Genomic DNA, 22,309 nt, shown 5'->3' on the forward strand with positions numbered 1-22,309 from the left:
AACTCCTGATTGCTATTGGGGTTAAATCTGCACCAAGAATACAGAGTCGGGGCGACAGGACTCGAACCTGCGATCTCCTGCTCCCAAAGCAGGCGCGCTAGCCACTACGCTACGCCCCGTAGTGCACACGCAAGTCTACGGGCATTCCCGGCCTGCGGCACAATCACCGTGCAACCGGACGCCGCCAGCACACGTCGCATGACTGAATCGGCTGCGAACAGAAAAGGCGGCCCGTGCCGGACCGCCTCCCTGACGCGAGGGGATGACGGGAATCGAACCCGCGTAATCAGTTTGGAAGACTGAGGCTCTACCATTGAGCTACATCCCCGAGGACGTTGAAACTTTAGCACGAGGGCGGGCCCGTTCGACAAATCGTCGGGCTCCGCGGACCCGGCGGAAGCGGGCGACGCGACGCGGCGGAAAACCGTGCGCCGCGACGCGGGGGGAAACCATGCGCCCCTACCCCGACTCGTCCGTTGCAGGGTAAATCGTCGAGAGCAGGGGCTATGGACCCTGCGTTGGCCGATAAACCCTGCAATGGCCGAAAATTCGGGTGGGCAAGGCGGGCGCGCCGGCGGCGCAGGGCACGCTGCGGCCCGAACGCTTCAGGCCCGCTGGCAGGTTGGGCACCAGTACAGCTTGCGGGCGGCCATGTCCGTGACGGCGACCGGCGTGCCGCACAGCCGGCACGGCATCCCCTGCCGCTTGTACACGTAGTGCGCGTTGTCGGGCCAGACCGGCAGCGACCGGCCGGCGGCCTCGGCGTCGCGGTGTTCGGGGCGAGTGGTGATGATCTTGCCGTCGCGGACTCCGTCGCGCATGACGGCCTCGATGTCCGCCCACAACAGCGCCGCTTCCGCGGGCGGGACCCGTTGGCCGGGCAGCCACGGGTTCAGCCCGCGGCGGAACAGGGTCTCCGCGCGGTAGACGTTCCCGACCCCGGCCACCACGTTCTGGTCCATCAGCAACTGCCCCACCGCGGTGCGCTTCGCGGTCAGCCGGCGGACGAACTCGGCGCCGCGGTTCGCCGCGTCCTGCAGCGGGTCCGGCCCCAGTTTGCGGACGACGGCGGACGCCTCCGCGGGCGTGAGCACCTCGCAGGCGGTGGGGCCGCGCAGGTCGGCCCAGCCGTGGGCCGACACCAGCCGGACGCGCACCTGGCCCACCGGGTCCGGCGGGCCGGAGTATGCGGCCGGCGCATCGTCGTCGTACGTTTCCTGCTCCCCCACCCGGCGCGGCGCCCCGATACTGGAGGCGCCGCGGAAGCTCTCGTCCCCGCCGAAGCTCCACGCCCCGTAGAGACCCAGGTGCACGCGCAGGACGAGGCCGTTGTCGAACTCCAGGAACAACTGCTTGCCGTGTGCCCGGGCGGCCAGCAGCCACGCCCCGTCGAGCCGGGCGGCGCCGGCGGCGAAGCGGCCCTGCGGGCTGGACACGGCGAGGCGCTGGCCGGCGAAAACGTCCTGGAACTGGCGGGCCAGGCGGTGGACGGAATGGCCTTCTGGCATGACCGGCGGCCGCTAGGCCGGGATGTCGCCGGTGGTCTCGTAGGAGGCGATCTTGCCGATCCTGCGGACGTGGCGCTCGGCGTTGGAGAACGGCTCGGCCAGGAACGCCTCGATGATGGCGGTGGCTTCCTCGACGCTGTGCTGGCGGCCGCCGACGGCGACGACGTTGGCGTCGTTGTGCTCGCGGGCCAGCTTCGCGGTGTCCAGGTTCCAGGCCAGCGCGGCCCGGATGCCCTTGACCTTGTTGGCGGCGATCTGCTCGCCGTTGCCCGAGCCGCCGAGCACGATGCCCAGCGACTCCACGCCGGCGGACTGGTCTTCGACGACGGCGAGCGCGGCGCGGATGCAGAACGAAGGGTAGTCGTCCTCCGGGTCGTACGCGGTGGGACCGTGGTCGGTGACGTCGTGGCCCTGGCCGGCCAGATGCTTGATCAGGTGGTGGCTCAGTTCCAGGCCGGCGTGGTCGGTGGCAATGTGAACGCGCATGGACGGTCCTTCTGTGGCGTGCGGGAGGCAAATAACGGCTTCCAGCCTACTGGAGCGGAGCCGGCGGAACGGATTCCGGTGCGGCTCCCCCTGTCGGGCTTCGGCCGCCGTCGATAGTGTGCCCCTATGGAGCCAGTAATCAGCGACTACCTCGAGTCCGTCCTTGCCGGCCTCGCCGGCAACACCGAGGGGTCGCTGGCCGGTGATCCGGAAGAACTCGGGCTCGAGGATCCGGATCTGTTCGCGCTGAGCATGACGATGGCCGACGGATGCACCTATGAGGCCGGCGACACGCGGTCCGAGTTCTCCATTCAGTCGATCTCCAAACCCTTCACCTATGCCATGGCGCTGGCCGGACACGGCTTCGAGGACGTGCGCGAGAAGATCGATGTGGAGCCCTCCGGGGACGCGTACAACGAGATCAGCCTGGAAGCGGATACCGGCCGGCCGCGCAACGCGCTGATCAACGCCGGGGCCATCGCCGCCTCGTCCCTGGTGGTCGACCGCTACGGTGACGACGCCTTCGAGCGGCTCCGACTGAATTATTCGGCCTGCGCCGGACGCGACCTGGTTATGAACCAGACGGTGTACGAGTCCGCGCTCCGTACGGGCGACCGCAACCGGGCCCTCGCCTACCTGCTGAAGAGCCAGGGCGTGATCGAGCACGACACCGAGGCCGCCCTGGACCTGTACTTCCGGCAAAACTCCCTCAGCGTCTCCTGCCGCGACCTGGGGATCATGGCAGCCACCCTGGCCAACCGCGGAGTCAACCCGATCACCCGCAAGGAGGTCCTGACGCCCCGGATCGCCGAGCACGTGCTCAGCGTGATGACGACCTGCGGCATGTACAACGACGCCGGCGACTGGGTGGCGGGCATCGGGCTGCCGGCCAAGAGCGGGGTCAGCGGCGGCATCCTGGCGGTGCTGCCCGGCCAGCTGGGGCTCGCCGTGTTTTCGCCGCGGCTCGACCGGCACGGCAACAGCGTCCGCGGCACCGAGGCCTGCCGCAAGCTGTCGGCCGAGCTGGGACTGCACTTCATCCACGCGGCCCGCAGCGCCCGGTCCACGATCCGCGCCGACTACACACTGGCCGGGAGACGCTCACCGCGGGTTCGCCCGACGCCGGAGCTGGCCGTGCTGGCCGAACACGGCCACACGGTGCGCTTCCTCGAGGTCCACGGCGACATGCTCTTTCCCGAGGCGGAAACAGTCATCCGGATGGCCGCCGAACTGGCCCCCGCGCACGAGGTTTTGGTGATCGACATCAGCCGGCTGGACGAGCTCGGCAGCCGCACCAAGACCATGTTCCTCCGGCTGCAGGCAACCTCGGATCCCTGCCTGCTGATCTTCGTGGACCCGGCCGGGTTGCTGTCCGCGGAAGAGGACGGCACGGGCGGCCGGCCGACGGCGTTCCCGTCCCTGGACGCTGCCGCCCGGTGGTGCGAAAACCGCCTCCTCGGCCGGCACGGAGGACAGCTGGCAACCGGCGAACGGCTGCAGTTGCAGGACCACCCTGTGGCGGCGACCCTGCCCGCCGGCGAGCGCGAGACGCTCGCGGGCTACCTGGAGCGGCGAACGTACGACGACGGCGCGGCCATCGTTTCCGCGGGCGGACCACGCCCGGGCCTGGTCTTGGTCATGGAGGGGCAGGCACGCACGGCCGCCAACGCCTCCGGGAACGCCAGCGCCTCCAAGGACGATCACACCGCCCGGTATTTCTCCGCCGGAACCAGCTTCGGGGGCCTCGGCGGCACTCGGTCCCGGATCCACCTGCGAGCCGAGGGGAAGGTCCTCGTGGAGATCCTCACGCCGGAGGGCTATGCGCGCCTGCGCCGGGACGCCCCGGACACGGCGCTGAGCTTGGCCGAACGACTGCTGGACATCGCGGCCGAGCAACACGACCTCACCGTGGCGGCCGGCCATCCGCCGTCGTCCGCCCCTTTACTAGCGCCCGGCGGGCCGGAACAATGGCGGCATCCCTGACGACAGGATGCCATCGTGCCGCTCACCGTCCACTTCCCCGTCAACACTTTGGCGCTCAAGCGCGGCGGCCTGGTCAAGGCGGTGCGCACCCGGGCCAACACTCTGGCCGGGAACGGCGCGGTGGAACGGATCTGGATCGAGGTGCTGGGCCTGCAGCAGCGGCTCGCCCGCGATGTGGCCGGTCTCAAGGCGGACGGCCACCTGCATCCGGAGGTCAGGGTCCGCAGCGTCGTGTACGCGCTGGATCCGAGCCCCGGGACCGATACCCGCCAACCGGTGCAGCCCCCGCCCGAGGACGACTACGACATCGTGCCGGTCGGCAACTCCGGGCTGGCCTTCGGGTACTTCCGCGACGGGATCCAAGAGTCCTACGTGCGGTTCCACCCCGAAGGCACGGTAGGCGCCGTCGAACGGCTGGCTCCCAACCGCGCGCGGCTGCGCCGGGACGAGATGGACGAACAGGGCCGCCTGGTGCTGGTCCAGCATTTCCAGGAATCGTCCAAGACGCCCACCGCCCAGCGGCTGATCGGCCGCGACGGCGGCTGCTTCCTCACGATCACGCACCACCCCGGCTCACCCAAGTGGGGGCGCAGCTACCTGTTCGACGGCGTGGCCCGCGACGACGGCGATGCCCTCACCTTCGCGGACCCCGGTGAGCTCTACCGGCACGCCTTCGAGCAACTGCTGGCCGGCGAGGACGCACCGGTGCTGACCTCGGAATTCCGCGAGAACCTGAATAACCTGCCCGGCCGAAACCTGGACGATGTGGTCGGCAGCGTCAGGCATCCGAACCTGCGGCGCATCGCCGCGGTGCACAGCAACCACATGGAGCCCCCGTACGTGGCAGGGTCCGGCGTCAGCCGCAACTGGCGCCGCTTCCTGGACAACCTGGACAGCTGGGACGGCGTGGTCCTGCACACCGATGCGCAGCGCGAAGACATCGCCGCCGAGTTCGGCCACGCCGACCGGCTCCACACCATCGGCCAGCTGGCGCCGCCGGAGCAGCCGGACCCGTGCCCCGCCACCGATCCGGACCGGCTGGTGATGGTGGCCCGGCTGCACCCGAAGAAGCGGGTGGACGAGGCGATCCGGGTCTTCGCCCTGGTGCGCGAGGGCAACCCGCGGGCGCGGCTGGAGGTCTTCGGCTTCGGCTACGGCGACGAGGAGGAGGGAGCGGTCAAAGCGCTCATCGATGAACTGGGCGTCGGCGCCGCGGTCAGCTTCCCGTCGTTTACCAACAGCCCGTCGGACATCTACGCCACCGCGTGCGCCACGGTGCTGACGTCGGCGTCGGAGGGCTTCCCGTTGATCCTGCTGGAGAGCATGTCCTACGGCGTGCCGGTCGCGGCCTACGACGCCAACTACGGCCCCCGCGACGTCATCCGGCACGGCGAGAACGGCTTCCTGGTGCCCTTCGGCGAGCGGCAGGCGCTGGCGGACGGCATCCTGGCGCTGATGCGCGATCCGGAACTGCGCTCGCGGTTCGCCCGCTCCAGCCGCGAAACCCTGCAACGCTTCGACGAACCCGGCTATGTCTCGGCGTGGACCAAGGTCCTCGCGGGTGGCTAGGCACCCCGCCGCGGTGAGACAATGACCACATTGTGCAAGGGTTGTTTCATATCGCGTCCCGCCACGCACACCGTCCGGTCCCGCGCAGCCGGGGCACTAAGTACTTCTGGAGGCGAACTTGCCAGGTTTGAATCTCACCCGTGACGAAGCGCGCGCCCGCGCCGAACTGCTCCGCGTGGAGTCGTACGACGTCACGCTGGACCTCACCCGCGGCGACAAGGTGTTCGGCTCGCGCACCGTGGTCACCTTCACCGCCACCCCCGGCGGTTCCACCTTCATCGACGCCGTCACGGACACCGTCCGCTCGGTCACGCTCAACGGCAAGTCGCTGGATCCGGCCGAGGTCTCCGACGGCGTGCGCATCCAGCTGCCGGATTTGGCGGAGCACAACGTGCTGGAGATCGACGCCGACGCGCTGTACATGAACACCGGCGAGGGCCTGCACCGGTTCGTGGACCCGGTGGACAACGAAGTCTACCTGTACAGCCAGTTCGAGGTGCCGGATTCGCGGCGCATGTTCGCCGTCTTCGAGCAGCCGGACCTGAAGGCGGCCTTCCGCTTCACCGTCACCGCGCCGTCGCACTGGGATGTCATCTCCAACTCCCCCACCCCGGCGCCCCGGCACATCGGATCCACGGACGACGGCGGTGCGGCCGCCACCTGGGCGTTCGAGCCCACCCCGCGGATCTCCTCCTACATCACCGCGCTGATCGCCGGCCCGTACCAGTCCGTGCGCAGCGAGCTGACAAGCTCCGACGGCCGCACCATCCCGCTGGGCGTGTTCGCGCGCAAATCGCTGATGCAGTACATGGACGCGGAGAACATCTTCACCCTCACCCGGCAGGGCTTCGAGTTCTACGAGAAGCAGTTCGGCACCCCGTACCCCTTCGAGAAGTACGACCAGCTGTTTGTGCCGGAGTTCAACGCCGGCGCCATGGAAAACGCCGGCGCGGTCACCTTCCTGGAAAACTACGTGTTCCGCTCCCGCCCCACGAATGCCATGGTGGAGCGCCGGGCCATCACCGTGCTGCACGAACTGGCGCACATGTGGTTCGGCGACCTGGTGACCATGCGCTGGTGGAACGACCTGTGGCTGAACGAGTCCTTCGCCGAATTCATGTCCACCCTGGCCGCCGCCGAGGCCACCGAGTACGAGAATGCGTGGACCACCTTCGCGTCGATGGAGAAGTCCTGGGCCTACCGGCAGGACCAGCTGCCCTCCACCCACCCGATCACCGCCGAGATCAAGGACCTGGAGGACGTGCAGGTCAACTTCGACGGCATCACCTACGCCAAGGGCGCCTCCGTGCTCCGCCAGCTGGTGGCCTGGGTGGGCCAGGAGGAGTTCATGGCCGGCGTCCGCGAGTACTTCGGCAAGCATGCCTGGGCCAACACCGAGCTGGCCGACCTGCTGGGCGAACTGGAAACCTCCAGCGGCCGGGACCTGAAGGACTGGTCCGCCAAGTGGCTGGAGACCGCCGGCGTGAACACCCTGCGCGCGGAGATCTCCACCGACGACGACGGCGTCATCACCTCGTTCGCGATCCTGCAGACGGCGCCGGACGGCTACCCGACCATCCGCCCGCACCGGCTCGCCGTCGGCTTCTACAACCTGGACGACGCCGGCAAGCTCGTGCGCACCCACCGCGAGGAACTCGATGTTGACGGCGAGCGCACCGAGGTGCCGCAGCTGGCCGGCCTGGCCCGTCCCGCGCTGGTGCTGCTCAACGACGACGACCTGGCCTACGCCAAGATTCGGCTGGACGAGGTGTCCCTGGCCACCTCGAAGAGCCACCTGAAGGACTTCACCGCGTCGCTGCCGCGCACCCTGGTGCTCGGCTCGGCTTGGGACGCCACCCGCGACGGCGAGACCCCGGCCCGAGAATACGTGGAGCTGGTGCTGAACAACATCGCCTACGAGACGGACTCCTCGGTGGTGCTGGTGCTGCTGCGGCAGCTGGCCACCACGCTGACCTTCTACGTGAACCCGGACGACCGCAAGCGATTGACCATCGCGGCCGCCGACCGGCTCTGGGAACTGGCCGGAGAGGCGGCCGAGGGGTCCGATTCGCAGCTGCAGTTCGCCAAGGCCTTCGCCGTGCACGCCCAGACCGGCGGGCAGTTGGACACCGTGGCCGCGCTGCTCTCCGGCGAGCGCACGCTGGAGGGCCTGACCGTGGACGCCGACCTGCGCTGGGAACTGCTCACCTCGCTCGTGGCCGGCGGCCGCTTCGGCCAGGCCGAAATCGACGCCGAACTCGAGCGGGACCAGACCGCCACCGGCCAGCGCGCCGCCGCCCTTGCGCAGGCCGCCATCCCCACCGCCGAGGCGAAGGCGGCGGCCTGGGAGTCCGTCGTCGTCAAGGGCGAACTGCCCAACGCCACCCAGCAGTCGGTCATCGCCGGCTTCACCCGCGTCCATGACACCACGCTGCTGGAGCCCTATGCCGCGAAGTACTTCGACGCCATCGAAGACATCTGGAACACCCGCACGCACGAACTCTCGCAGCAGATCGTCGTCGGACTGTATCCGTCGCAGCTGTCCACGCAGGCCACCGTTGACGCCACGGACGCCTGGTTGGAGTCCCTGGCGGACCGCTCCCCCGCCCTGCGCCGGCTGGTGCTGGAAAACAAGGACGGCGTCGTCCGGGCCCTGAAGGCGCAGGCCGCCGACCGGTAGCCAGCCGAGCATCGTCCAAACCAACTGCTGCCCGCCGAAACGCGCGTTTCGGCGGGCAGCGCCGTCTCGGCAAGGCCCGGAACCAGGAGTGCGTTCTCCCGCCGTTCACCGGCGCGACATCTGCCGCCCCTACGGTTCCATGAGCACGCGGCGGGAGTACTGCACGGCCCGCCCCCGGATCTACAATTCCACAACGGTTGGTGGCGCAAGGGAGTCCTCATGGCAGTTGCCGGACAGCTGGCTGTCATGCTCGCCGTCTTCTACCTGCCCGGCTTCCTGGCCCTCCGGGCGCTGCGCCAGCCCGCCATCCGCTCCCTCGTGTTGGCCCCGGCCGCCGGGACGGCGCTGGCGGCTGTCGGCACCATGGTCTGCCTGGCGGCCGGCGTGCGCTGGAACCTGCTCTCGGCCATCGTGCTGGCGGCGCTCGGCATCGGCGGGTGCTGGCTCCTCGGGCGGGCCATCGCTCCTCCACCCGCGGCGCGCCTCGCCGTCCCGCGCTCGGTGAAGTGGTTGCTGGCGGCGTCGCTCGCCCTCGCGGCGCTCGTCCTCGGCCGGGTCATGCTTGAGGCGATGGGCTCGATCCACCGCGTCTCGCAGGGCTGGGACCCGACCTACCACGTGAACGTCCTGCAATGGATTAAGGACAACGGCCAGGCCAGCCCGTGGAGCATCTGGCCGATCTTCGGCGGGGCGCCGCCGTCGTTCTATCCCGCCGGCTGGCATGCGATGGTGTCGCTGGTCCCGGGCGACGTGGTGACGGCGGGGAACCTGGCCTGCCTGATCATCGGCGGCCTGATGTGGCCGGCCGCCCTGGCCCTGCTGGCCCGCGCGCTGTTCCCCGCCCGGCCGCTCGTGTGGGTCCTCGCGCCGGTGATAGCTTCCTCCATGCTGGCCTTCCCTGTTGTCCAGATGTTCCGTGCCGGGCAGTGGCCCAACGGCTTCGCGGCCGCGCTGCTGCCGGCCATCCTCGCGCTCGGCGTCGAACTGCAGTACCGGGTGCCCGTGGAGGCAAAGGCGCATGCGGATGCCGCGGGCACCCGGAGCGCCATTGCTGTCCGTCCCGTTTCTCCGGGCGCGGCCGACCCTGGCGCCGAAACCGCTGTCCGTACTGCCGCTCCGGCCGCGGCAGGAGCCGGCGAAAGTCCCCCGTCCCGCAGCGGGCACCGAAGGACGACGGCGGACCTCACCGCGCTGGCGGTGGTCGCGTTGGGCGTGACGTGGATACACCCCTCCGCCGCCGGCAGCCTGCTGGTGCTCGGCGGGTTTTACCTGGCGCGCTTCGTCGTGCTCCGCCTGGCCCGGCTCTGGAGGAGCCGCCGCGCGCTTTTCTACGCTGCGGCGGGGCTGCTGGCGGCCGCCGCTGGTGCCGCCGGATTCGTCCTGGCCACCTCCACCCTCCTGGCCGCCGTCCTGTCGTATCCACGGGGGTCCACCGCGGGCTGGGCCGACGCCCTGGCGTGGCTGTTCTTCGACCTGCCGCGCCAGCCGGACAGCGACGACGCCACCCCGGAGAGCTACGCCGTCGTCGTCGGGATCCTCATGGCGGCCGGAACCGTTTGGGCCTGCTTCATCCCCCGCGCCCGGCCGGCCGTAGCGGGCATGGCGGCGGCCATCGTGCTCTTCATCCTCGCGGCCGGCCCGGAAGAGCGCCCCTTCCGCTGGCTCAGCGGCTTCTGGTACACCGACCCGCCCCGGATCGCCCCGCTGGTCCACACTTTCGGCGTCGTCTTCGCTGCCCTGGCCCTGGAGCGGCTGTGCACGCTGCTGGCCGGGCTTTTCCGGAAAGGCAATCCGGCCGCTACGCGCCAATCGGTGGCCGCGGTGCTGGCGTTTGCCGTCCTGGCCGCCGTCTTCGTGACCTCCGGCGGCTTCCGGCATGAGGTCCGGGTGGAGGCGGGCTCGATCCGCTACGGCATCACCGAGCACGGCGACGGGCGCGCGCTGATGGGCGGCGAGCAGGAGTTCATCCGCTCCTTGGAACCGCTGCTGCCCGACGACGCGATCGTCATCGGCGATCCCTTCAACGGCCTGCCCTACATCTACTCCCTCACCGGCCACCAAACCGTCTACTTCCAGAACGTCAGCAGCGCCGGCAGCGCGGACAAGGACTACCTGCGGCACCATTTCCGCGACATCGGGTCCGATCCGCGGGTCTGCCGCGCGCTGCACAGCACCGGTGCCACCCACCTGTACGACGACCAGCCGATCCGCGGCTACCAGCACAGCGAAAAACACCGTTGGCCTGGGTTTCAGGACATTGACTTCTCCCGGGGCTTCCGCCTGATCGCCTCCCGCGGCACGGCTGCGCTCTACGAAATCACCGCCTGCCGCTGAGACGTCTGTGCCCGGCAGAGGCGGTCTCCAAGCAGCTGCGGCACGGCCGGTACAGCCGGTCTGCGGGAGCACGGGGTTTAATGGCGGCATGAACCTTTCCGAGCACCGCTACGCAGTTTCCCTCCACTGGACCGGCAACCGCGGCGAAGGCACCGCCAGCTACCGCGGCTACGGGCGGGACCACGTGGTGCGCGCGGCAGGGCTGCCGGAGCTGGCCGGCACCGCCGACCCCACCTTCCACGGCAAAAAGGACCGCTGGAACCCGGAACAGCTGCTGCTCACGGCCCTGTCCCAGTGCCACATGCTCTCCTACCTGCACGTCGCGGTGAAGAACGGGCTGGTGGTGACGGCCTACGACGACGACGCCGAGGGCACCTTGCGCCTGAACCGCGACGGCAGCGGCGAATTCACGTCTGTGACGCTGCGGCCCCGCGTGGCCATCGGCGATCCGGGCCAGGCCGAACTCGCCCAGCGGCTCCACACGGATGCCAACAAGGTCTGCTTCATTGCGCGCAGCGTGAACTTCCCCGTCCACCACGAACCCCGGGTCGTCTCGGGCTGAGACAATGGTCATGACAGCATCAGCGAACAGAGACCATCGATGAGCGAAACACCCCAGACCCCCGAACTGCCCGCCGCGCGTCCCGGTTCGGCACAGCCGGCCGACAGCGCGGCCCTTCCGTCCCGTTTCGGCCAGCCGCTGGCCACGCTGACCCCGGCGCCGGCCGCCGCGAACGCGTTCAGCCAGCCCTCGTACACGGACAACTTCTACGACGCCGTCGGCGGGCACGAGACGTTCGTGAAGCTCGTGGACGTCTTCTACGACGGGATCGCAGAGGACGACGTGCTGCGCCAGATGTACCCCGAGGAAGACCTCGGGCCGGCCAAGGTCCGGATGCGGATGTTCCTGGAGCAGTACTGGGGCGGCCCCGGCACCTACAGCGAACAGCGCGGCCACCCGCGGCTGCGGATGCGGCACCAGCCGTTCAAGGTGGACTTCGACGCCCGCGACCGTTGGCTCAAGCACATGCGCCGCGCCGTGGATGCCCTGGAACTGCCGCCGCTGCACGAACAGACGCTCTGGGACTACTTCGAGCGCGCCGCCCACTCCATGGTCAACAGCGCCTGACCTGCTCCTGCGACACGGCCGGCTCCCGCTACAGCGAGGCGCCGCTGCGCACCAGCACGTGGCCGCGGCCGGTGCTGAGCCGCAGCCAGCGGCCGTTCCGGTACACCGCCGCCGGGTTCCCGTCGAGGAAGCCCAGCGTGAGGGCGGCAAACGCCGCCCCGGCCGGGAGTTCCGCCGACTCGGGCAGTCCGCCGCCGGCGGGCAGCGGCCTGCTCCAGACCGTGCTGCGCGCGTTGTTGACGATGAGCTGTCCCGGGTTGTCCGGCAGGGCCTCGGAAATCTCCCGGATGCCCGCCCGGGCAGCCTCCTCCAACACCTCGGCTTGGAGGCGGCCGACGTGTTCCCACCCGGACCGCGGCGGCAGCACACCCGTCCAGGATTCCGTCACGGTCGTGGGCGGAAGGGCCAGGCCGGTCTCCTCGTTCCCCATCCTGGCCAGCCGGTCTCCGACCGAGGCCAGCGTGACGGTCTCCTCGACGGCGGCCGGCGCCGCCAGCGGCATGACCCGCAGCCCCAGGATCGTCGGCGTCGCCTCGCCCAGAATCCGCGGCCGCATCAGGCACACATAGGCCGCCAGCACACTGCCGAAGGCCTGCAGGTGGATGGCGCCGTCACCGGCGGCACGGGACCGGCTGACGAAGGTCTTCAAGTCGGCCGCGACCTGAACATCGGACAGCTGCAGGACGGGTGTTCCGGAGGACATCATTTTGCGGCCTCTTCGGTCGTACCGGCCGCGCCCGCACTGTTGCGGAACGGAACCGGCGGCCCGGCCCACAGCTGCAAGGCGGCGCGGTACGCGTCCGGCAGCGGCACCGGCCTTCCCGTCGCCGCAGCAACCAGCACCATGGTCGAGGCTCCCAAGGCATGCACGGTGCCGCATTCCCCTGTGTCGGCATCCACGACGGCGTAGCCCAGGTCGAAGCTCGAAGAACCGATCCTCGTCACCCAGACGCCCACGTGCACCGGTTCGGTCCGGTAGTCCAGCGGTACGCGGTACTCGATTTCCTGCCGTCCCACCAGCGTCTGGTTCCCGGCGCCGCCCAGTTCACGCAGGGTCGCACCCGGCTCGTGGCCGGCGGTAGCCGGCAGCTCCGGCCGCAGCTGGTGCAGCAGCACCCGGGCCGTTTCCAGATAGCCCAGGTAGGTCACATTGTTCACGTGGCCGTAGGAATCAATGTCGCTGAACCTCAGCTGGATCGGAAACCTCGGGGCATGGTGCGGAACGGTAGGCATGATGCCATCCTCTCAAAGCGCGGGAGCCGCAACTAACCCGCCGCTGGCTCACCGGCGTCCTCCGGCATCCGGGGGCGCCCCGGAGTTGAGCGGTTGAGCGGTGCCAACTACTGTCGGAGGTGTTCGTACCCGCGGGTAATCGGCAAGGAGACTACATGACCGCCATCGAGGAACACGTCGATCCGACGGCGGTGCTGCTGGAGCTGTTGGACCTCTCCGATGCCGACGGCGCGAACACGGACGAGGAAATTTTCGTCGGCGTTTCCGAAAAGCAGCCGCGCGGCCGGGTCTTCGGCGGCCAAGTGCTGGCACAGTCCGTCATCGCGGCCGTACGGACCGTGGAACCGGACCGGCCCATCCACTCCATGCACGGGTACTTCCTGCGTGCCGGCGACGCCGACCTGCCGATTACCTTCGGCGTCGAACGGCTGCGCGACGGCCGTTCGTTCTCCGCCCGCCGCACCCATGCCTACCAGAACGGCGTGCCGATCCTGTCCATGATCGCCTCGTTCCAGACCCCGGCCGAGGGGCTCGAACACCAGGAAGACTTCCCGGACGGAATCCCGGACCCGGAAACCCTGCCGAGCACCGCAGATCTGCTCGGCAAGGTGGACCACCCGGTGGCCCGGCACATGGCCTACCACCGCCCGTTCGACGTCCGCCATGTCCAGGACGCCCTCTATGTCCAGGCCAAAGGCGAACGCCAGGCGGTCAACGCCGTCTGGATGAAGACCAAAGGGCCGCTGCCCGACGACCAGGGCCTGCACCGGGCCGCGCTGGCCTTCGGCAGCGACTACACCCTGCTGGAGCCCATCCTGCGCCAGCACGGCGTCAGCTGGGTCACGCCGGGCATGAGCGTCGCCAGCCTGGACCACGCCATGTGGTGGCACCGGCCGGTACGGGTGGACGACTGGCTGCTCTACGTCCAGTCCTCCCCCAGTGCCTCCGGCGCGCGCGGCCTCGCGGTCGGCAAGATTTTCAACCGGGCCGGCGAACTCGTCGCCACCGTCGCCCAGGAAGGCATGATCCGGATTCCGTAAGCCGGAGTCGCCCCGCCCGACGGGCGACAGCGAACCGGACAAAGAGAACGGCCGGGCTCCGTAGCGGGGCCCGGCCGTTCTCTTTGTCCGTGTTAGTCGCGGGTCAGGCGGCGGTGCGTGACGCGGTGCGGCTTGGCCGCGTCCGGGCCGAGCCGCTCGACCTTGTTCTGCTCGTAGGAGTCGAAGTTGCCCTCGAACCAGTACCAGTTCGCGGGCTCTTCCTCGGTGCCCTCGTAGGCCAGGATGTGCGTGGCCACCCGGTCCAGAAACCAGCGGTCGTGCGAGACCACCACGGCGCAGCCGGGGAATTCCAGCAGCGCGTTTTCCAGGCTGGAGAGCGTTTCCACGTCCAGGTCGTTGGTCGGCTCATCGAGCAGCAGCAGGTTGCCGCCCTGTTTCAGGGTCAGCGCCAGGTTCAGCCGGTTGCGCTCACCGCCGGAAAGCACGCCGGCCTTCTTCTGCTGGTCCGGGCCCTTGAAGCCGAACGCGGAGACGTAGGCGCGGGACGGCATTTCGACCTGGCCGACCTGGATGTGGTCGAGCCCGTCGGAGACGACCTCCCACAGGGTCTTATTCGGGTCGATGCCGCCGCGGGACTGGTCCACGTACGAGATCTTCACGGAATCGCCGATCTTCAGCTCCCCGCCGTCCAGCGGTTCGAGTCCGACGATCGTCTTGAACAGGGTCGTCTTGCCGACGCCGTTAGGGCCGATCACGCCGACGATGCCGTTGCGCGGCAGCGAGAAGGACAGGTCCTTGATCAGCTCGCGGTCGCCGAAGCCCTTGAACAGGTCCTTGGCCTCGATGACCAGTTGGCCGAGCCGGGGTCCCGGCGGGATCTGGATTTCTTCGAAGTCCAGCTTCCGGGTGCGCTCGGCCTCGGCAGCCATTTCCTCGTAGCGGGCCAGACGGGCCTTGGACTTGGTCTGGCGGCCCTTGGCGTTGGAGCGGACCCAGTCCAGTTCCTCGGTCAGGCGCTTGGCCTGCTTGGCGTCCTTCTTGCCCTGGATTTCGAGCCGGGCGCGTTTCTTCTCCAGGTAGGTGGAGTAGTTGCCCTCGTACGGGTAGAGGTGGCCGCGGTCCACTTCGGCGATCCATTCGGCCACATGGTCGAGGAAGTACCGGTCGTGGGTCACGGCGAGGACGGCGCCCGGGTAGGACTTCAGGTGCTGCTCCAGCCACAGCACGCTTTCCGCGTCGAGGTGGTTGGTGGGCTCGTCGAGCAGCAGCAGGTCGGGCTTCTGCAGCAGCAGCTTGCACAGTGCCACGCGCCGCCGTTCGCCACCGGAGAGCACGGTCACGTCGGCATCGCCCGGCGGGCAGCGCAGCGCGTCCATGGCCTGCTCCAGCTGGGAGTCGATATCCCACGCGTCGGCCGCGTCGATGGCCTCCTGCAGCTTGCCCATTTCCTCGAGCAGCGCGTCGTAGTCGGCATCCGGGCTGGCCATCTCTTCCGAGATTTCGTTGAAGCGCTGGATCTTGCCGTAGATTTCGCCGACGCCTTCCTGGACGTTGCCCAGGACGGTCTTCTCCTCGTTCAGCGGCGGCTCCTGCAGCAGGATGCCGACGGTGTAACCGGGGCTGAGCCTGGCTTCGCCGTTGGAGGGGGTGTCCAGGCCGGCCATGATTTTCAGGATTGTAGACTTGCCCGCACCGTTGGGGCCGACGACACCGATCTTGGCGCCGGGGAAGAACGACATGCTTACGTCGTCCAGAATGACTTTGTCGCCAACGGCCTTGCGGGCCTTGGACATCGTATAAATGAATTCCGCCATGCCCTCAAGGCTAGTCGCTGCGCGCCACGATCACATATTCTGCCGCACCGCATCCCCCTGTCCCGGCGGCCCATTGACTCCACCAGCCGATCAACTCGCCCGGGGTAGCTGTGCCTCCTCCTGCCGGTCCTCGTCGGCGTTGCCGCCGCTGCCGCCCAAGCCTGGCTCGAGGCCGAACTCTCCGTCGGTTGGATTTCCGTCCCCGGCGCGGGCACCGGCCAGGGCCATCGCGCGGTAGTCGGCGCCGCCCTGCCCGGCGTCAGCGGCCTCGCGCGATGCAGCCGGCACAGCGATCTTGGTGAACGAGGCAGAGCCGCGGCGCAGGTCGTGGCCGACTGTGTCGGCGTCGATCTCGGGAGCGGTTCCGCGTCTCCCGTCCTCGGTCGACCACTGCCGCAGCTTGAGCTTGCCGCTGACCACCACCGGATCGCCCTTGGCCAGGCTGCGCCACAGGTTCTCCGCCAGGCCCCGGAACGCTTGAACGGTGTACCAGTTGGTCTGCCCTTTGACCCACTCGCCGGTCTCCCGGTTCAGCCAGTCCCCCGAGCAAGCCAGCCGGAACTCCGCCACGGCATCTCCGCCGTGCGTGCGCCGCTGCTGCACCTCGGTACCAACCGTCCCGCGCACCGTAATGTAGTCGCTCATGCTCTTCTCCCGTCCGCTGTAGCGCCGGCGCCCTGCCGACACCATCGAGCCTCGCGGCTCCAGCGCCTGCGGTGAAGCGGGCCACGCGGCATGTGGACCGCGGCGCCGGGCGGTGTCCTTGTGGAGGGCGGGTGTGGGCAGCGTCTCACTCAAACAACGGCCGTGCCGGGAACCGTCCGCGGGCAGGTATCGTTACCTATCCGTAATAATCTCCGACCGGATTAGGTATCAAATGGCTGACGACTCCGCTGCCGACGACAAGCCCAAGCCCTCTCTCGGACTGAGTGGCGCCCAAACTATCGCCTCGGCGCTGGCCGCGGTAACCTCCGCATTGGTGGGGTCCTTTCTCGGCGTCGCCGGAACACTGATCGGCGCCGCAGTTGGCTCCGTCGTCGCGACCGTTGGCGCCGCGCTCTATGCCCGGACGCTGAGCTCGGCCGCCACTGTGGCCATGAAGAAAATCCCTAAGGCTCGAATGAGCGCCCTGCGGAACGTCGAAAAGGTGGCCGCCAGCGCCCCGTCCGAACCGATCGAACCGCAGCCTAAACCCGCCCGAAAGCCCATCGCCCCGATGACGTGGGTCAAGGTTGGACTGGCCAGCGCCGCGGCTTTCGCCATCGCGATGGTCAGCATCACCGCGGTGGAGCTCGGCACCAGCCAGCCGATTTCCAGCCTGGTCTCCTCGACTACGGGTATCGACCATGCCTCAAGCGCCCACAAGACGACCCTTGGCACCCTGGGCGGAGACCAGGAGGCCACGGATCAAACGGACAAGCCGGCCAAGCAGGACGAGGAGCCCGCGAAGACTGGAGATGGCGACGCCGACGACGCCGTGACCACGGACGATCCCTCGGTCGGCGGCAACAGCTCAACCGAGACTGAAGAGCCGGGAAGCGGCGGATCTAACGGCACCGAACAGGGCCCAACTCCTGCCCCGGAAACAAGCCAGACTGCCGAGCCTGCCCCGCAACCGAGTCAGGCACCGGAGCCGAGCCAGACACCGGCACCGGAAGACATCCCGGAACAGGGCTTGGATGGGCAGGGCGGCACGGTCGATGGTGGCGCCGACACCGGAACCGGCCAGTAGCAAGTACCTTCCGCGGCTGGGCGCCCGCCGGACGCCCAGCCGCGGAAGTCTGTGCCGCCCCGACGGCGCAGCCTGGGCGACGGGCGGCAGGACGGAACGGGGTCTGATCGATCGGTACACCCTTCTTCCCTGTGGCAGTGCGTCGCAGCCCTGGGCGACGACGGACAGCACGACCGCGGCCGCCATCGCGCCCGGCCTTGAACGAATTGCTAGACTAAGCACCGGCCGCAGTGGCGTCCACGAGAGTGGGCACACACTGGACACATTTGGAGACTCCGGAATTGGAGTGGACAAGTGAGTGAACAGTAGCCGGCCATCAGCCTCGGTAGCTCAGCGGATAGAGCAGGAGCCTTCTAATCTCTTGGTCGCAGGTTCGATTCCTGTCCGGGGCGCAACAAAAAGCGGCTCTGCCCAGGCGTTATGCCTGAACCGGGCCGCTCTTTTGGCTCTACTGAGGGGTAAGCGGATTCACCGCTTACCCTCCGGATTCGTTCTACACTGGTTTCTCCGACGGCTCCGTAGAATGCGACCACGCAGGTAGGACGCCCCCCCCCTGCTTATCGATCGGCGGATCTATCCCAAAACTTCGCGGAGCACATTCAACGGTCATTGCTCGTCGTCGAATTGCCGCTAAAGAGACTTTGAGGAACAGGAGAGCCTCCGAAGTCAGAGTGCTCGGATTCTTTAGGGACCGCACCGTACCCCGGAGTGCCGTCCGGAACATAACCTTGCAGGCCCAACTCGTGTGGGAAAAGGCGGATGGGCAGTTCCGTGTCACGCCTATCACTGCGTTCTCGGACTTGGGAGGACGGCTTGCAGGTTTTGTCGTCCGCCACAACGAGCGAAGCCTGCGGCAGTTGCGGCGTGAGATCCTGACCGACGCCTAGGCAGCGCGGAACGACAATTGTTCAGCCGGAGTGCCACGTCACTTCGTTCCCGACGATTACGTGTGCCGCGACGAATGCCACTCTGGCGGGCAAAAGCAGGCTTCCTTCCAAGAAATTCTCCAGCGGTGGCCGGCCATTTCCGAGTACCTCTAACCCGCTATTGGTAGGTGATAGCGGTGGGCCGGCGCGCCGGATGACAACGCACGGATGAATCGTTTCGCAAAACCGGGTAAATAGCTCATACTTTGAGCGGGGGAAGGCTTCGGGGTTTCGGCGCGTGTCTCCTGTAAGAGACCGTTCACTCCCCCAGGAGCGTCATGAAGACCACTCCCCTGCGCCGCACCGCGGCCGCACTGCTCACCGCGTCCCTGCTCGGCGGATTCGTCTCCGGCCCCGCTACGGCGGCACCAGTCAGCGCAGAGATTCAGGTGGCTGCCACCCTGGACAGACCCGAACTGGTCTCCGCCGGCCATACCGGCTTCGCACTGGCCTGGGATCCGGTGTCCGGAGCAAACCGCTACGAGGTCCGCTACTCCACGCGCTCGGACATGGCCGGCGCCCCGGTCATCGAAAAGGTCAACAGCCGCTACCTGGGCGACTTGGATGACGCCACGACCTACTACATCCAGTACCGGGCGCTGTACCGGGAACCGGGCAGTGATTACGGAGAATACCTCCGCTCGGCCTGGTCGCAGACGCTGAAGGCGACCACCCAGGCCAACTACCCCGGCGCGTTCACCACCCTGGAGACGGCCGGCGGCACCGACAGCATCACCGTTTCCTGGAACCGGACCGCGCACACCACCCACTACACCGTAAAGATCGCGGACAACATGGCCATGACCCTGCGGCCGCGCACCTTCTCCAATGTGACGGGCACCAGCCTGAAGATCACCAGGCTCACGCACGGCTCCCGCTCCTCGATGCCCAGCTTCATCCGCGTCTACGCCCACAACAAGACCTACAAGACCCGCACCTCCACCCGGCTGACCGCCTACCCGGCGGCGCCGGCCGTGTCCGGCGCCGAGCCACTGACCGTGGCCAGCCAAAACCTGCTCTGCGCCAGCTGCAAACTCACCGGAGCCCCGCACTGGAACACCCGCAAGATGACCCACCTGCGGACCATCAAGGCGAAAAACCCGGACGTGCTCCTGCTCCAGGAGGCCCTGAACGTCAATATCCCGGGCACCGCGAACACGAAAGCCATGACCGACTTCCAGCCCCGCCTGAAATCGCTCGGCTACGCCCTCGACCGAGCCCCGGAAAGAGCCGGCACGAAGCAATACGTGAACCGCATCGCGTACAAGACCTCCAAGTACACACTGCTCAAGCGCGGCACCTTCGCCCTGCCCGTCGCCAAGGGCGAGGACCCGCGCGGCGCGGCCTGGGTGCTGCTGAAGTCCAAGAAGACCGGCAAGCAGTTCTACGCCGTGTCCTTCCACGTCTCCCCCAAGCTGCCGCTCCGCGGCAGCGTGTCGAAGACCTCAACCATGGAGACCGTCAACCGGAAGATGAACGCGATCAACACCCGCAGCCTCCCGGTCGTCGCCGGCGGCGACATGAACAGCAGCTTTTACCAACTGCCCTCGAACGCGCCGCACGAGGCCTTCATCAAGGGCGGCTGGACCGACAGCGCCTCCTCGGCCAGGAAGACAGATTTCCGCTACCCCACGACCAACGGCTACAAGAAGCAGCAGAACTCCACCTTCGGACGCATCGACTACGTGTTCACGAAGAACATTGCCGGCACCGTCTCCTATGAGAACGTGCTCGACATCGACGCCGCCGGCCGGTTGCGCTCCACCCCGGGCTCGGACCACAACATGGTTGTCGCCAAGATGAGGCTGAAGTAGGCCCGGCCGCAGGGCACGGAGCGACAGGGGCCTTGCACCCGGAAGCCAGCGGCATATGAGCTATGTTGAGAAAGGACCAAAACCAGCAGCCCCTGATCGCTTGGTCGCAGGTTCAATTCCTGTCCGGGGCTCACACTTGCCGGCTCAGCCCTCCTAGGCGAGCCGCTTGATAACGATGGGGACAACAGCCACCGCAATGCAGACACCTGAGCCGAAGCCGACCGCGCACTTCCCGGTCAACACCCTCGCGCTGAAGCGCGGCGGTCTGGTCAAGGCCGTGCGGTCCCGCGCCAGCGCCTTGGCCGAGCAGAACCGTTTCGCTGATGTTTGGATCGAGGTCCTCGGCTTCCAGCCTCGACTGGAAGCCGACGTAGCCGAGTTGAAGGCCGACGGCCACCTGCACCCCGACGTCAAGGTCCGCAGCGTGCTGGCCTCATTGGACCCGAGCCCGGATCTCGAGACAAGACCCAGCGTCCAGGCGCCCGGCGACGCCGACTTCGTCCGGTTCCCAGTCGGAACTTCCGGCCGGGCCTTCGCCTACTTCCGCAACGGAGTCCAAGAGCACTACGTCCGGTTCCACGCCAGCGGGATCCCGGCCGCCGTCGAGGACCTCGGCCCGGACCGGCTGCGCACCCGCCGCTGGGAACTGGACGAGCACGGCCGCGTCGCTAGGATCCTGGACTACCAGCCCGGCTCCGCCACCCCGACCGCCCAGCGCTACATCGGCCGCGACGGCCAGTGCTTTCTCACCATCCTGCAAAACCCCGGCGAGAAGCAGTGGCGCAAGGCATACCTCTTCGGCCCTGAGCCACAGCCCTTCGCGTCGATGGGCCAGCTGTACAAATTCGCCTTCGAACGCCTGCTCGCCGGCGAACGGGCGCCGGTCATCACCTCGGAATTCCGGGAAAACCTTCCCAACCTGCCGGCCGAAAACCTCGACGACGTCGTCCATTCGCTCCGCCACCCCAATCTGGGAAAGGTCGCCGCGGTCCACAGCAACCATTTGGAGCATCCCTACACGCTTGGTTCCGGTGTCAGCCCGAGCTGGCGCCGGCTCCTGGGGACCCTTGGCGGATGGGACTCGGTGGTTCTTCTCACCGAAGCCCAGCGGGAAGACATCCGCTCCGAGTTCGGCCACGGCGACCAACTGGCTGTGATCCCCCAGGTGGCGCCGGCGGCAAGGGAAGAAGACAAGGCGGTCGACGCCGACCGGATCGTACTGGTGGCCCGCACCCACCCGAAAAAGCGCGTAGACGAAGCCATGCGCGTCTTTGCCAAGATTCTCGCTTCCCGTCCCAGCGCGCGCCTGGAGGTGTTCGGCTTCGGCTACAGCGACGACGAGGAAACCCGGATTCAGACGCTGATCGACGAACTGGGCATCCGCCCGCACGTCCGTTTCATGCCGTTCGCCAACAGCCCGGATGACATCTACGCAGGGGCATGCCTGACCCTCCTGACCTCACAATCGGAGGGATTCCCGCTGATCCTGCTGGAGAGCATGTCCTACGGCGTCCCGGTGGCGGCCTACGATGCCAACTACGGCCCCCGGGACGTCATCGTGGACGGAGAAAACGGGTGTTTGGTCCCCTTCGGTGACACCGGACTGCTGGCCGACCGCGTCCTCGCCCTCATGGAGGACGAGGAGCTTCGCCGGAAGATGGGGGAAAACGCAATCCGGACCCTGGGCCGGTTCAACGCCGAAACCTTCGTCGAGTCATGGCAGCAGGTTCTGTCGGCGCCTCCGCGCGCGGCCCGCGTCACCGGGAAGACAGTGGAACGCCTGTTCGAGCGTGCGTGGTGGGAAGGTGACATCCTCCGCCTTGCTCCCCGGCCGGGGAGAGTCGAGGCGGCGGAGGTTTTCGTACGCCGTAGGCGCGACAAGGCGACGACAGCCGCCCACCTTCACGACGGAACCTGGCAGCTGCAGGTGCCGGAGTCTGCACCGGGCGACATCTTTGACTTCCACGCCCGCCTGGCCGGGAACGACCAAGAACTGCGGCTCGCCTTCAGCACCCTCGAGGTGGAGGCCAGGCCGTCGTACCGGCTCTACGCCACGAAGCATGGTTCGCTGTCGATGAAGCACAACCCCCAAGACTGACC

General features: G+C 68.1%; 16 protein-coding genes and 3 tRNA genes. 11 read left to right on the forward strand and 8 right to left on the reverse strand.

The features are described 5' to 3' along the window. Positions 1-46: 46 nt before the first annotated feature. The 4 genes from AC5RWG_RS02710 to AC5RWG_RS02725 all read right to left on the reverse strand — a co-directional run bounded on the left by AC5RWG_RS02710 (position 47) and on the right by AC5RWG_RS02725 (position 1,994). Positions 47-119: transfer RNA gene (locus AC5RWG_RS02710), tRNA-Pro, on the reverse strand. A gap of 138 nt (positions 120-257) precedes the next feature. Beyond that, positions 258-328 (reverse strand) — tRNA-Gly (locus AC5RWG_RS02715). 277 nt (positions 329-605) lie between these two features. Further along, a complete protein-coding gene (locus tag AC5RWG_RS02720) occupies positions 606-1,508 on the reverse strand; it encodes an Fpg/Nei family DNA glycosylase (protein WP_494166379.1) in 903 nt (300 codons plus the stop codon). A 12-nt stretch (positions 1,509-1,520) separates the two neighbouring features. Beyond that, positions 1,521-1,994 carry a ribose-5-phosphate isomerase gene (locus AC5RWG_RS02725; RefSeq protein WP_494076846.1) on the reverse strand — a complete coding sequence of 158 codons (474 nt, stop codon included), beginning with the start codon at positions 1,992-1,994 and terminating at the stop codon, positions 1,521-1,523. Positions 1,995-2,120: 126 nt separating this feature from the next. Between AC5RWG_RS02725 and glsA the strand changes: the two genes are divergently transcribed. From glsA to AC5RWG_RS02755, 6 genes are all read left to right on the forward strand, one after another. Next, on the forward strand, positions 2,121-3,977 hold the full coding sequence (gene glsA, locus AC5RWG_RS02730) for a glutaminase A (RefSeq protein WP_494166380.1): 1,857 nt from the start codon (positions 2,121-2,123) through the stop codon (positions 3,975-3,977). Positions 3,978-3,992: 15 nt separating this feature from the next. Then, positions 3,993-5,546, forward strand: coding sequence for a glycosyltransferase (locus AC5RWG_RS02735; RefSeq protein WP_494166381.1), 1,554 nt, complete (start codon positions 3,993-3,995; stop codon positions 5,544-5,546). Positions 5,547-5,673: 127 nt separating this feature from the next. Further along, on the forward strand, positions 5,674-8,226 hold the full coding sequence (gene pepN, locus AC5RWG_RS02740) for an aminopeptidase N (protein WP_494167090.1): 2,553 nt from the start codon (positions 5,674-5,676) through the stop codon (positions 8,224-8,226). Positions 8,227-8,445: 219 nt separating this feature from the next. Beyond that, the gene (locus AC5RWG_RS02745; RefSeq protein ID WP_494166382.1) at positions 8,446-10,560 is read left to right on the forward strand and encodes a DUF6541 family protein; all 2,115 of its coding nucleotides are present in this window, start codon (positions 8,446-8,448) and stop codon (positions 10,558-10,560) included. 88 nt (positions 10,561-10,648) lie between these two features. Continuing rightward, positions 10,649-11,122: an OsmC family protein gene (locus AC5RWG_RS02750; RefSeq protein WP_493999886.1), complete on the forward strand. Its 474-nt coding sequence runs from the start codon at positions 10,649-10,651 to the stop codon at positions 11,120-11,122. A 39-nt stretch (positions 11,123-11,161) separates the two neighbouring features. Further along, a complete protein-coding gene (locus tag AC5RWG_RS02755) occupies positions 11,162-11,689 on the forward strand; it encodes a globin (protein WP_493999887.1) in 528 nt (175 codons plus the stop codon). A gap of 28 nt (positions 11,690-11,717) precedes the next feature. Here the strand turns inward: AC5RWG_RS02755 and AC5RWG_RS02760 are convergent, their stop codons facing one another. Further along, positions 11,718-12,395 carry a DUF8185 domain-containing protein gene (locus tag AC5RWG_RS02760; RefSeq protein WP_493999888.1) on the reverse strand — a complete coding sequence of 226 codons (678 nt, stop codon included), beginning with the start codon at positions 12,393-12,395 and terminating at the stop codon, positions 11,718-11,720. Further along, complete coding sequence (locus tag AC5RWG_RS02765) at positions 12,392-12,922, reverse strand: acyl-CoA thioesterase (RefSeq protein ID WP_494022972.1); 531 nt, start codon at positions 12,920-12,922, stop codon at positions 12,392-12,394. Before AC5RWG_RS02765 ends, AC5RWG_RS02760 begins: the two co-directional genes overlap by 4 nt. A gap of 155 nt (positions 12,923-13,077) precedes the next feature. Here AC5RWG_RS02765 and AC5RWG_RS02770 point away from each other — a divergent pair, with 155 nt between their 5' ends. Next, positions 13,078-13,962 carry an acyl-CoA thioesterase gene (locus tag AC5RWG_RS02770; RefSeq protein WP_493999890.1) on the forward strand — a complete coding sequence of 295 codons (885 nt, stop codon included), beginning with the start codon at positions 13,078-13,080 and terminating at the stop codon, positions 13,960-13,962. 92 nt (positions 13,963-14,054) lie between these two features. Here the strand turns inward: AC5RWG_RS02770 and ettA are convergent, their stop codons facing one another. After that, on the reverse strand, positions 14,055-15,737 hold the full coding sequence (gene ettA, locus AC5RWG_RS02775; RefSeq protein ID WP_493999891.1) for an energy-dependent translational throttle protein EttA: 1,683 nt from the start codon (positions 15,735-15,737) through the stop codon (positions 14,055-14,057). A gap of 90 nt (positions 15,738-15,827) precedes the next feature. Then, positions 15,828-16,382 (reverse strand): single-stranded DNA-binding protein, encoded by a 555-nt coding sequence (locus AC5RWG_RS02780; protein WP_494022971.1) that lies wholly within the window; start codon positions 16,380-16,382, stop codon positions 15,828-15,830. 232 nt (positions 16,383-16,614) lie between these two features. On the opposite strand from AC5RWG_RS02780, the gene AC5RWG_RS02785 reads away from it, so the two are divergent. The 4 genes from AC5RWG_RS02785 (at position 16,615) to AC5RWG_RS02800 (ending at position 22,307) form a co-directional block, all read left to right on the forward strand. After that, entirely contained in the window at positions 16,615-17,469 is an 855-nt protein-coding gene (locus AC5RWG_RS02785; protein WP_493999893.1) for a hypothetical protein, read from the forward strand. A gap of 319 nt (positions 17,470-17,788) precedes the next feature. After that, positions 17,789-17,861 (forward strand) — tRNA-Arg (locus AC5RWG_RS02790). Positions 17,862-18,673: 812 nt separating this feature from the next. Then, positions 18,674-20,209, forward strand: a complete 1,536-nt coding sequence (locus tag AC5RWG_RS02795; protein ID WP_494022970.1) for an endonuclease/exonuclease/phosphatase family protein — start codon at positions 18,674-18,676, stop codon at positions 20,207-20,209. Between the two features lie 196 nt (positions 20,210-20,405). Beyond that, the gene (locus tag AC5RWG_RS02800) at positions 20,406-22,307 is read left to right on the forward strand and encodes a glycosyltransferase (protein WP_494166383.1); all 1,902 of its coding nucleotides are present in this window, start codon (positions 20,406-20,408) and stop codon (positions 22,305-22,307) included. Positions 22,308-22,309 lie beyond the last annotated feature (2 nt).

The organism is Arthrobacter sp. Y3221160, from assembly GCF_059092585.1.

What these genes read in the sequence shown, in the direction of transcription:
- AC5RWG_RS02760 (WP_493999888.1), bottom strand. Translation starts at nt 12,395, where the DNA reads ATGATGTCCTCCGGAACACCCGTCCTGCAGCTGTCCGATGTTCAGGTC.
- AC5RWG_RS02745 (WP_494166382.1), top strand. Translation starts at nt 8,446, where the DNA reads ATGGCAGTTGCCGGACAGCTGGCTGTCATGCTCGCCGTCTTCTACCTG.
- AC5RWG_RS02720 (WP_494166379.1), bottom strand. Translation starts at nt 1,508, where the DNA reads ATGCCAGAAGGCCATTCCGTCCACCGCCTGGCCCGCCAGTTCCAGGAC.
- glsA (WP_494166380.1), top strand. Translation starts at nt 2,121, where the DNA reads ATGGAGCCAGTAATCAGCGACTACCTCGAGTCCGTCCTTGCCGGCCTC.
- AC5RWG_RS02780 (WP_494022971.1), bottom strand. Translation starts at nt 16,382, where the DNA reads ATGAGCGACTACATTACGGTGCGCGGGACGGTTGGTACCGAGGTGCAG.
- AC5RWG_RS02725 (WP_494076846.1), bottom strand. Translation starts at nt 1,994, where the DNA reads ATGCGCGTTCACATTGCCACCGACCACGCCGGCCTGGAACTGAGCCAC.
- AC5RWG_RS02800 (WP_494166383.1), top strand. Translation starts at nt 20,406, where the DNA reads ATGCAGACACCTGAGCCGAAGCCGACCGCGCACTTCCCGGTCAACACC.
- AC5RWG_RS02770 (WP_493999890.1), top strand. Translation starts at nt 13,078, where the DNA reads ATGACCGCCATCGAGGAACACGTCGATCCGACGGCGGTGCTGCTGGAG.
- AC5RWG_RS02750 (WP_493999886.1), top strand. Translation starts at nt 10,649, where the DNA reads ATGAACCTTTCCGAGCACCGCTACGCAGTTTCCCTCCACTGGACCGGC.
- AC5RWG_RS02755 (WP_493999887.1), top strand. Translation starts at nt 11,162, where the DNA reads ATGAGCGAAACACCCCAGACCCCCGAACTGCCCGCCGCGCGTCCCGGT.
- AC5RWG_RS02795 (WP_494022970.1), top strand. Translation starts at nt 18,674, where the DNA reads ATGAAGACCACTCCCCTGCGCCGCACCGCGGCCGCACTGCTCACCGCG.
- AC5RWG_RS02785 (WP_493999893.1), top strand. Translation starts at nt 16,615, where the DNA reads ATGGCTGACGACTCCGCTGCCGACGACAAGCCCAAGCCCTCTCTCGGA.
- ettA (WP_493999891.1), bottom strand. Translation starts at nt 15,737, where the DNA reads ATGGCGGAATTCATTTATACGATGTCCAAGGCCCGCAAGGCCGTTGGC.
- AC5RWG_RS02765 (WP_494022972.1), bottom strand. Translation starts at nt 12,922, where the DNA reads ATGCCTACCGTTCCGCACCATGCCCCGAGGTTTCCGATCCAGCTGAGG.